General features: G+C 41.9%; 2 protein-coding genes. One reads left to right on the forward strand and one right to left on the reverse strand.

The features are described from left to right. Positions 1-191: hypothetical protein (locus LJE11_RS19070; RefSeq protein WP_227296397.1), on the forward strand; the 191-nt coding region annotated here is incomplete at its 5' end. A 123-nt stretch (positions 192-314) separates the two neighbouring features. Here LJE11_RS19070 and LJE11_RS19075 read toward each other — a convergent pair. Next, positions 315-1,121 (reverse strand): helix-turn-helix transcriptional regulator, encoded by an 807-nt coding sequence (locus LJE11_RS19075; protein ID WP_005930715.1) that lies wholly within the window; start codon positions 1,119-1,121, stop codon positions 315-317. Positions 1,122-1,270 lie beyond the last annotated feature (149 nt).

A 1,270-nucleotide genomic window follows, 5' to 3' on the forward strand; every position in this document is an offset into this window, starting at 1 on the left:
TTTTGTTGAAGTTTCTTTATATTTTATTTTATCTAGCACAACAAGTTAAATTAAATTCAAAAGGCTGTCTCAATAAAGGGATAGCCTTTTTCAATTCTCAGCCTAAATTTTCTCAATATTCAGTAGGCAAAATCCAAGATACAGTTGCTCAAATTGCTCGAAAAATTAAAAAATGTATGAATATACACTAAAATTTGGGAAATGAACAGCGGGAACACTTTTCCGAAAAGGGAGTTATACAATATCAACTGAATAACCACAGCACAAACCGCTGCTACATGGAAGCTAACAAACCATGCAACAGCGGTTTTTCTTTATCGTTTTTTCCTCTGGCTGATAGGCGTTCCCATTTTCTTTGACTTTTTGAGAATCCGAATCAGCCAGCGAAATTCTTCGTCTGACAGATTTTTATAGTTGATGCCGAGCTGTTTGCAGTAAAGTACAACGAGCTTTTCATCCCGGCTGCCCTTGAAATTTTCGACCGCTTCCAGATTTTCTTTCAGTTCATCAGCAACGGTGGTCTGGGGTGCACTCTCGCTGTCCTTTTTATGGGCTTCCCGAATATCCCGGATAATGAGGTTGAGGTCATCCCGTACCATCTGACTGAAATATTCATCATCACTGATATGTGCGGCTTGCAGCACTTTCAAATGGGGGTCATCTTCGCCGGGGCGATACCGTTCAATGATTTCATGCCGGACGGTATCGACAAGGGCGTTGAGGTTCTGAATCTGCATGGTGGCAATCCCATCCACATAAATCTCAATGTCCGCAAGAAACTTGATAAAGTCCTTATGGGTGGCAAGTTCGCACAGCAGACGGTTGTTAATCCGACCGCTTTTCAGAAGTGCTACCATCTCATCACTCAAATGCAGCTCCCTTAATGGCGTGTTGATCTCCGCCCGGTTCTCTGTCCGGCAAAAGAGATAATCGAGGGACACCCCATAAAAATCTGCCAGCAGGATAAGGTTGCCATGATTGATTTCCTTATAGTCGTCTTTTTCATAACTGCCAAGAGCCGATTTTGAAATACCCGTTTGCTCAGCCAGTTCTTCCAGTTTTAATCCTTTGTTTAATCGTAAATCTTTTAGCCGTTCCTGTATTGTAGTAGCTCCGTTCATTGAAGCAGTTCCCCCTTCTGACGACATTTATAACCGTTGAATTGATTATACCATATCAATTCCGCAATCGTGGAAATTTCTGATTTTTACCCCGAATTCCTACTTTGTGGACATACGGCACAGGGCACAAAAATGTTCTATGATACAGG

Origin of the sequence: Blautia sp. DFI.1.216 (assembly GCF_020594215.1) — a bacterium.
GTDB lineage: Bacteria > Bacillota > Clostridia > Lachnospirales > Lachnospiraceae > Blautia_A > Blautia_A wexlerae.